7 protein-coding genes are annotated in these 8,673 nt (G+C 67.1%); 5 read left to right on the forward strand and 2 right to left on the reverse strand.

Translation table 11 applies throughout. The features are described from left to right. Positions 1–595: CPBP family intramembrane glutamic endopeptidase (locus LQV16_RS21850; RefSeq protein ID WP_229995957.1), on the forward strand; the 595-nt coding region annotated here is incomplete at its 5' end. A 9-nt stretch (positions 596–604) separates the two neighbouring features. Next, complete coding sequence (locus LQV16_RS21855) at positions 605–1,222, forward strand: hypothetical protein (protein WP_229995958.1); 618 nt, start codon at positions 605–607, stop codon at positions 1,220–1,222. 48 nt (positions 1,223–1,270) lie between these two features. On the opposite strand, the gene sulP is transcribed toward LQV16_RS21855, so the two are convergent. Further along, complete coding sequence (gene sulP, locus LQV16_RS21860; protein ID WP_229995959.1) at positions 1,271–3,004, reverse strand: sulfate permease; 1,734 nt, start codon at positions 3,002–3,004, stop codon at positions 1,271–1,273. A gap of 175 nt (positions 3,005–3,179) precedes the next feature. On the opposite strand from sulP, the gene LQV16_RS21865 reads away from it, so the two are divergent. Then, the gene (locus tag LQV16_RS21865) at positions 3,180–4,154 is read left to right on the forward strand and encodes an aldo/keto reductase (protein WP_229995960.1); all 975 of its coding nucleotides are present in this window, start codon (positions 3,180–3,182) and stop codon (positions 4,152–4,154) included. A gap of 108 nt (positions 4,155–4,262) precedes the next feature. Here LQV16_RS21865 and LQV16_RS21870 read toward each other — a convergent pair whose 3' ends face one another. Further along, a complete protein-coding gene (locus tag LQV16_RS21870; RefSeq protein WP_229995961.1) occupies positions 4,263–5,324 on the reverse strand; it encodes an adenosine deaminase in 1,062 nt (353 codons plus the stop codon). 48 nt (positions 5,325–5,372) lie between these two features. Here LQV16_RS21870 and LQV16_RS21875 point away from each other — a divergent pair, with 48 nt between their 5' ends. Together LQV16_RS21875 and LQV16_RS21880 are read left to right on the forward strand one after the other, a co-directional pair. Further along, the gene (locus LQV16_RS21875; protein ID WP_229995962.1) at positions 5,373–7,991 is read left to right on the forward strand and encodes an excinuclease ABC subunit UvrA; all 2,619 of its coding nucleotides are present in this window, start codon (positions 5,373–5,375) and stop codon (positions 7,989–7,991) included. 307 nt (positions 7,992–8,298) lie between these two features. After that, positions 8,299–8,673 (forward strand): transglycosylase family protein (locus tag LQV16_RS21880; protein ID WP_229995963.1); only part of this gene is annotated, 375 nt, incomplete at its 3' end.

Here is an 8,673-nt window from a genome sequence, read left to right on the forward strand (position 1 = left end):
CTGGTACGCCGTGGCGCTCCTCCTCCCGGCAATGCTGGCGCTGCTCACCGGATTCGCGAACATGGCCCTCGGCGCCGCGGCTCCCGGGCTGGCAGAGGTGACGTGGTCGGGGCTCCTGGCTGTTTTTGCCGTACGCCTGGTCAATCCGATGGACGGCCCCCTAGGAGAGGAACCGGGGTTCCGCGGCTATGCCGTGCCCCTGCTCCAGGCCAGGTGGACTCCGCTGCGGTCCGCGGCACTCCTCGGCGTTGTGGTGTCTCTCTGGCACCTTCCGCTGGTCCTGTTCGGGCAGCTCAGCCTGATCGGGCTGCCCACCACCTTCGCCATCACTTTCCTCTACGTGTGGCTGTTCAACCGCACCGGCGGCAGCGTGCTGCTCACATTCCTCTTCCACAACAGCCAGGGCACCTTCACCGTGGGTTCCTTCGGTTTCTCCGGTGCCGAGGCTGACCGGGCGGAACTGATCTACTTCGCCGTGGTCGTCCTTGCAGTCCTCACCACCGTTCTCCTGGACCGGGGTGCCTGGCGCGCGGCGCCTGCCTCCGCCATCGACTCAGTGCTGCTCCGTTCCGGATCAGATCCAATCCACCGCTAAGGAGGGACCATGTCCTCACCCCTGCCGTCCCATGCCGGGCCCATTGCCCTGGCAGCCGGCCTGGCCTTCGCCGCCGAGGACGTCTGGCGCCTGCTCGCGGCCGACCACAGCCTCGAGCGAATAGAAATGATGCGCCAGACTCCGTTCCAGCTGTCCAACGCGTTCTACTTTGTGGTCTTCATCGGGCTGATGCTCGCCTTGGTGTCCGTCTACATGAGGTACGCGGACAGCGCCGGTGCCCTCGGCGCCGTCGGATTCTGCGGAGCCCTCATCGGCACCATGGATATGGCGGGCAACATGTGGTTCGACGGGTTTGCCGGTCCGTGGATTGCCGAAACTGCGCCCGGCGCCATCCTCGCCGGCGGGTCCGGCATGCTGGTCATCGGCGCACTCTCCAGTTACGTGCTGTTTGCGCTCGGCTGGATTATCTTCGGCCTAGTGGGCTGGCGGACGCACATGTTCCCGGCGTGGGCCGGCGCGGCGTTCGTCGTCGCCGGGGCCCTGGGATTCAACGTGGGCCTGCCACCGTACGGGATTCCCATCGGACTGGCGATGGCCGCGCTGGGCTGGTGGATCACCCGCAGCGCCCGCGTGCCGGCCGAGCAGCGCCAGGACGCCCGCTCCTAGGCACCCGCTACTACGTCGACGTCCAGGACCGTGGTGCCCACGTAATTCTCACTCCTCGGCGCTCCACTGAGCCCCGGTCTTGGCCATGTAGGCAGCTACCGCTGCTTCGGTGGTGGGATAGAAATGCTCCGGCTCGATTTCGCGGGTCAGTCCGTAGCGTTCGATCTTGTCCCGGGTCCGGTGCTTGAGCTCGGCGAACACCAGGGAGATACCCTGGGCGTTCAGCTCGACATCCAGATCGAGCAAGACGTCTGCGGCGGTGGTATCCACGTCCGTGATCGGTTCGGCCGCGATGATGATCCACTGCAGTTTGGGTTCTGTCCGTGCCAAGTGCCGGATGTTGTCGCGGAACGGCCTGACGTTGGCGAAGAACAACGGAGCGTCCCACCGGTAGATCACCAGGCCGGGCAGGTGCTTCGCGTCCGGGTGGACGTTGACGTCATGAAACCCCTCATAGCCGGGCACCCGCCCGATCACGGTCTCGTATGGCCACCACGCCCGGCGGAAGATGTTCAGGATGGACAGCCCCACCGCAATGCCGATGCCGGGCAGAACGCCCAGCAACGCCACTCCGAGGAAGGCGGCCAGGGACAGGTAGAACTCGGTTCGTCTCTGGTGCAAGAGACGCAACGTTCCAGGAATATCGGCGAGGGAAACAGCCGCCGTCATCACCACGGCCGCCAGAGCCGGCTGTGGCAGGTTCCGGAACAGCCCCGGCAGCAGCACGAGCATGAGCAGGATCAGCACGGCACCCGTCACCCCCGTGAGCTGGGTCTTCGAGCCGGAACGTTCGGCGACGGCGGTCCGGGAGCCGCTGGTGCTGACCGGGAAGCCTTGGAAGAGACCAGCGGCCAGGTTGGCGGCACCGATCCCGATCATCTCGTGGTTGCCACGGATTTCCTGGCCGGAGCGCGCGGCGAACGATGTCGCCGTCGAGATGGTGTCCGTCAAGGACACCAACGCAATACCCAGGGCCCCGGCGAACATCAGTCCGAGGTCCGCGAAGTCCACCTGCGGGATGGTGAACGGCGGGAAGCCCTGCGGGAGTTCCCCGACCAGCGAGACGCCCTTGGCTGCGAGGTCGAACACCGCCGCCGCCGCGATGGCGAGGACCACCATGACCAGCACCGCAGGGACCTTGGGCAGCCACCGTTGCAGAGCCAGTATCAGCACGATTCCGCTAATACCGACGGCCGCGGCGGCGATCACCGTCTCGCCGTTGGCCACGCCCTGGACGAAGCCGACGAGGTCACCGAGGAAACTTTCACTGTCCACCTTGAAGCCGAAGAGCTTGGGCAACTGGCCCACCAGGATGGTGATGGCGAGGCCGTTCATGTAGCCGATCATGGTCGGTTTGGAGATGAGGTCGGCAATGAAGCCGAGCTTGGCCACGGACGCGAGGACCATGATGGCGCCGACCATGAGGGCCAGCATTGACGCGAGCGCGATCGCCTTCTGCGGGTCGCCGTCGGATGCAACGAGCGGCAGGACCGTCGCGGCGATCATGGGCCCGAGCGCAGAATCCGGTCCCAACACGAGAATGCGGGACGGACCGAACACCGCATAGGCGAGCAGGCAGAGGATGCTCGTGTACAGCCCGGTGATCGGGGGCAGCCCTGCCAGCTCGGCGTAGGCCATTCCCTGGGGAACCAGCAACGTCGTCAGGACGATCCCGGAGATGATGTCCTTGCCAAACCAGTCCTTCTGATACGTCGCGGCGACATCGAGTCCGGGCATAGAGCGGCGCAGCCAGCCCTTGCGCGGCTCCCGAGTCTTCGTCATATCTGCACTTTGCCGCGCGGTCGCCGCCCGGCGCATCCTCCTGCAAGGGTGAGCCGGGCTTCCGTTGTGTCCCTTGACGGATAGGCCTAGAGTGGCCATCGGCCAACTTCGTCCCGCCCCGGTGTACGAACAGGCGGCGGAGGCCGCTCCCACCTTTCTGATCGAGGAGATACCTATGGAAACCCGCACGCTCGGTTCGCTCACCGTCTCCGCCCTGGGTTTGGGCTGCATGGGCATGAGCGAGTTCTACGGCCACGGCGAGGAAACCGAATCCATCGCCACCATCCAAGCCTTTCTCGACGCCGGCGGAAGCCTGCTCGACACGGCTGACATGTACGGCCCGTTCACCAACGAGACGCTTGTGGGCCGGGCCATCGCGGGCCGGCGCGACGACGTCGTCCTGGCCACCAAATTCGGCAACGAACGCCGGCCCGACGGATCCTGGGTGGGCATCAACGGCTCCCCCGACTACGTGCACGCCGCCTGTGATGCAAGCCTGCAGCGGCTGGGCGTGGACCACATCGACCTGTACTACCAGCACCGGGTGGACAAGACCGTCCCCATCGAGGAAACCGTCGGGGCCATGGCTGAGCTGGTACAGGCCGGGAAAGTCCGGCACCTTGGCCTGTCCGAGGCCAGCGCCGACACCGTGCGCCGGGCCCACGCGGTGCACCCCATCACGGCCCTGCAGACCGAATACTCGCTGTGGGAGCGCGAGCCGGAGACCAAAGTCTTCCCGGTCCTCGCGGAACTGGGCATCGGCTTTGTCCCCTACAGTCCGCTGGGCCGTGGCTTCCTGACCGGCCAGTTCCGCAGCCCGGAAGATTTCCCGGCGGACGATTTCCGCCGGCACTCCCCGCGCTTCCAGGGCGAGAACTTTGCCCGAAATCTGCAGCTCGTGGGTCGGGTCACGGAGTTGGCGGACGCGAAGGGCTGCACCCCGGCGCAACTGGCACTGGCGTGGCTGCTGGCCCAGGGCGAGCACATCGTTCCCATCCCTGGCACCAAGAAGCGCGACCGCCTGCGGGAGAACCTGGGCGCTGCCGAAGTCGAACTCTCCGCCGAGGACCTCAACCGTCTGGACGAACTCGCTCCGGCCGGGGCGGCAGCCGGAGCGCGGTACCCGCACATGGACTCGATCGACGTCTAAGCCGCCCACCGGGGGTCACCCAGACCCCCAACGCTGCGCTGTTGCCCTATCAGTTATGGTTCCCAACCGCCCGTTTTAGCGACCATAAGTGATAGGGCAACTGTGATTTTAGTGCCCCGACGCGGCGAGTTCGGCCAGGAGCTCGGCCTTGCGTTCCTCGCTCGCGAAGGACGAACGGATCGAGTTCGCGGCCATCCGGACACAGTCGAACTCGGACAGGCCAATCACCGATTGCAGCTGCGCGAAGTTGTCGTCCACATACCCGCCGAAATACGCGGGATCATCCGAGTTCACGCACACGTTCAGCCCCGCCGCGAGCATCGCCGGCAGCGGGTGCTCAGCCAGGGTGTCCACCGCCCGGAGCCGGACGTTGGACAGCGGGCACACGGTCAGCGGCATGAGCTCGTCCACCAGCCGTTCCACGAGTTCCGGGTCTTCCATGCACCGGATGCCGTGGTCAATCCGCTCCACTTCGAGGATGTCCAGCGCGTCAATGATGTACGACGGCGGGCCCTCCTCGCCGGCGTGCGCGATCCGGTGCAGCCCGGCGTCCTTGGCCCTGGCGAAGAGCCGCTCAAACTTGGCCGGCGGGTTGCCCACCTCGGCGGAATCGAGCCCGATTCCGGCGATCGGAGCGTCCATGGCAAGCAGCTGCTCCAGCACCTCAAGGGCGGATTCCTCGGTGAGGTCGCGCAGGAAGGCCGCGATCAGGAGGGTGGAGATGCCGAACTCTTCCCGTGAGCCGGCCAGTACCGAGGCCACGCCGTTGACGCACGTCTCCAGGGATACCCCGCGGGACAGATGGGCCTGCGGGTCCAGCATGATCTCGGCATGCCTGACCCCGGCGAGCGCCGCCCGGGCCAGGTAGGCCCGGGTCATGTCGGCGAAGTCCTGCTCCGTCTGCAGCACGGCCATATTGGCGTAGTACAGGTCCAGGAAGGACTGCAGGTCCGTGAACTCGTAGCGCGAGCGCAGCTCCTCCAGGTCCTTATAGGGCAGTTCGATCCCGTTGCGTTCCGCCAGCGCGAAGATCAGCTCCGGTTCCAGGGTTCCTTCAATATGCAGGTGCAGTTCGGCGACCGGGAGCGGGAGGGGTTCGCCGGCTTCCGGTTCTTCCGATTCTTCCGGCTCTTCCGCTGTCAACTGGGCCTCGCCGTCGTACGTTTCCATCCGGTAAGGATATGCCCGCCCGCTGGCATCACCGATAGAGTCGAACCAATGCAAAGTAAACAGCATGCTTCCGATTTGCCGCGCCCGACCGATCGGGATGTAGTTCACGATCTGGCTCCCGGCAATCCGACGGACGGTTTTGTCCGGGTTCGCGGTGCCCGTGAGAACAACCTGCGCAACGTGGATGTGGACGTGCCCCGCGATGCGATCGTCGCCTTCACCGGCGTTTCCGGCTCCGGCAAGTCCTCCCTTGCCTTCGGCACCATCTATGCCGAGGCGCAGCGCCGCTACTTCGAATCCGTGGCCCCCTACGCCCGCCGGCTCATCCAGCAGGGGCACAACCCCAAGGTGGAAATGATCACCGGGCTGCCGCCCGCCGTCGCGCTCCAGCAGCGCCGCGGGACGCCGAGTTCGCGTTCCACGGTGGGCACGCTCACCACGCTGTCCAACTCGCTGCGCATGCTTTTCTCCCGCGCCGGCAGCTATCCCGACGGCGCCGGCCCGCTGGACTCGGACGCGTTTTCCCCGAACACGGCCGCCGGCGCCTGCCCGGCGTGCCACGGCCTGGGGATCGCGCACACCGTCACCGAGTCCTCCCTGGTGCCGGACACCTCGCTAAGCATCCGCGACGGCGCCATCGCCGCCTGGCCCGGGGCGTGGCAGGGCAAAAACCTGCGCGACATTTTGACCCACCTGGGCCACGACGTCGATACCCCCTGGCGGAAGCTGCCGAGAAAAGATCGCGACTGGATCCTGTTCACTGAGGAACAGCCTGTGGTGGAAGTGACGCCCCAGCGCGACCGCGTCGCCAAGCCGTACAAGGGCCGGTTCTGGAGCGCCAAGAGTTACGTGCTGCATACGCTCGCCGATTCCAAGAGCACCACCATGCGCGACCGCGTGCTGCGCTTTATGGAGACCGGACCCTGCCCGGTGTGCGGCGGCAGCGGCCTGACCCCGGCCGCCCTCGCCGTCACCTTCGCCGGGCGCACCATCGCGGACCTCAATGCCGTCCCCCTGACGGAACTGGCCGAGATTATCCGCCCCACCACCGAGCTCACGGAGGCCGGGACCGCCTCCCGCAAGCAGTCCTCCGGCGAGGGCAACGAGGTGGCCGTCGCCATCACCCGGGACCTGCTGCAGCGCGTCACCGTGCTGCTGGATCTAGGCCTGGGCTACCTCGCGCTGGGCCGGTCCACTCCTACACTCTCCCCCGGCGAAATGCAGCGGCTCCGGATCGCCACCCAGCTCCGCTCCGGCCTGTTTGGTGTGATCTACGTGCTGGACGAGCCCTCCGCCGGCCTGCACCCCGCCGACGCCGAGCCGCTCCTTGCGGTCCTGGACCAGCTCAAGTCCTCCGGCAATTCGGTGTTCGTGGTGGAGCACAACATGGACATCGTCCGCCGCGCGGACTGGCTGGTGGATGTGGGTCCCCGCGCCGGTGAAGGCGGCGGCGAAGTGCTCTACAGCGGGCCCGTGGCCGGCCTCGCCGAGGTGGACGCGTCCGTCACCCGGCCGTTCCTGTTCCCGAACGGTTCAGCCGGCCCTGCCGGAAAGTCTGCCGTCATGACGGACGACGGCGGCGGTTCTGCCGCCAGCGGCCCCCGCCGGGATGCCGCCGGCTGGTTGGAGCTGCGCGACATCAGCCGGCACAACCTGCGCGAACTCGACGCCGACTTCCCGCTGGGCGTGCTGACCGCAGTCACCGGCGTCTCCGGCTCCGGCAAGTCCACGCTGGTCAGCCAGGTCCTGGCCGAGGTGGTCGGTGCCCGGCTGCACCCGGAATCCGGCGCCGAGGCGAGCCCGCCTGTTGAGGACCTGGAGTCCCAGGCCGGCGAGTCCACGGGCCCGCTCAGTGTGGGACCCGTGTCCGGGCTGGACCAGCTGGACCGGCTCGTCAAGGTGGACCAGAAGCCGATCGGCCGAACCCCTCGCTCCAACCTCGCCACGTACACCGGACTCTTCGATGCGGTCCGCAAGGAATTCGCGGCCACGGACCAGGCCAAGGCGCGGGGCTTCGGCGCAGGGCGCTTTTCCTTCAACGTTGCCGGCGGCCGCTGCGAGACCTGCCAGGGTGAGGGCTTCGTCGCCGTCGAACTGCTGTTCCTGCCCGGCAGCTACGGCCCCTGCCCGGAGTGCCAGGGCTCGCGCTACAACCCGGAAACCCTGGAGGTGACGTACAAGGGCAAGAACGTGGCAGAAGTTCTCGGCCTGACGGTCAATGCCGCCGCAGAGTTCCTCGGAGGAGTGCCGGCAGCGGCGCGCAGCCTGCAAACGCTGCGCGAAGTGGGCCTGGGCTATCTTCGCCTCGGCCAGCCGGCCACCGAGCTCTCCGGCGGCGAGGCCCAGCGCATCAAACTCGCCACCGAACTGCAGCGTGCCCAGCGGGGCCACTCCCTCTATCTGCTGGACGAGCCCACCACCGGGCTGCATCCGGCCGACGTCCAGCTCCTCATGGCCCAGCTGCACCGGCTCGTTGACGCAGGCAACACCGTCATTGTGGTGGAACACGACATGGATGTGGTGGCCGCAGCGGACTGGGTGATCGACCTCGGCCCCGCAGGTGGCGACGCCGGAGGGGAGATCGTCGCGATCGGGACCCCCGCCGCCGTCGCGAGGTCCAAGAACAGCAGGACCGCTCCGTACTTGGCCGCGATGCTCGGAAGCTGAGGCACGCGAACGTGTCCGCGAGCATCCGTTACGAGACAGCGAGCGGCGATATCGGCCCCGACGCGATGGGTTACCACGCGATGGTAACGGCAAAAACAGCAAAAATAACGTCTTGATAACGGACGGGGCCTGGCTTAGCCTAGTGTGCATGCCCGGCAACCGGGTATTGCATGCCCGGTGCTACCACCACCAGATACTGCCCGACCGGTAGACACCGCAAATGACCTCTATTGTCAGGGGCGGGCAGTGGCGCGACAACGTCCGGGGACGGACCGAGCGCTGGTGGCCCTCAGGAGCATCTGAAATCATGAAGAAATCAACCTATGGCACTGCCGCGCGCCGCGGCATCACCCTGGCGGCTGTTTCCATCGCAGGCGTCGCGCTGTCCGCTTCCGCCGCTAACGCGGCCGTCCCGGCCACAGCCCCCGCCTCCACCTGGGACTCGCTGGCCCAATGCGAAAGTGGCGGGAACTGGGCCACCAACACAGGAAACGGCTACTCGGGCGGGCTGCAATTCAGCGCCAGCACGTGGGCGGCCCATGGCGGCACGGGGTCCGCGGCGAACGCCAGCCGTGAACAGCAGATCGCCGTCGCCCAGAGAGTGCAGGCCAGCCAGGGTTGGGGCGCGTGGCCAGCCTGCGCCGCGAAACTGGGCCTGCGCGGCGGCGCCGCGGCTCCACAG

The sequence above is a fragment of the Arthrobacter sp. Bi26 genome, assembly GCF_918697925.1.
GTDB lineage: Bacteria > Actinomycetota > Actinomycetes > Actinomycetales > Micrococcaceae > Arthrobacter.

Excerpts from the sequence above, each read along its gene's own strand:
- LQV16_RS21875 (WP_229995962.1), top strand. The coding sequence starts at position 5,373 with ATGCAAAGTAAACAGCATGCTTCCGATTTGCCGCGCCCGACCGATCGG.
- sulP (WP_229995959.1), bottom strand. The coding sequence starts at position 3,004 with ATGACGAAGACTCGGGAGCCGCGCAAGGGCTGGCTGCGCCGCTCTATG.
- LQV16_RS21855 (WP_229995958.1), top strand. The coding sequence starts at position 605 with ATGTCCTCACCCCTGCCGTCCCATGCCGGGCCCATTGCCCTGGCAGCC.
- LQV16_RS21865 (WP_229995960.1), top strand. The coding sequence starts at position 3,180 with ATGGAAACCCGCACGCTCGGTTCGCTCACCGTCTCCGCCCTGGGTTTG.
- LQV16_RS21870 (WP_229995961.1), bottom strand. The coding sequence starts at position 5,324 with ATGGAAACGTACGACGGCGAGGCCCAGTTGACAGCGGAAGAGCCGGAA.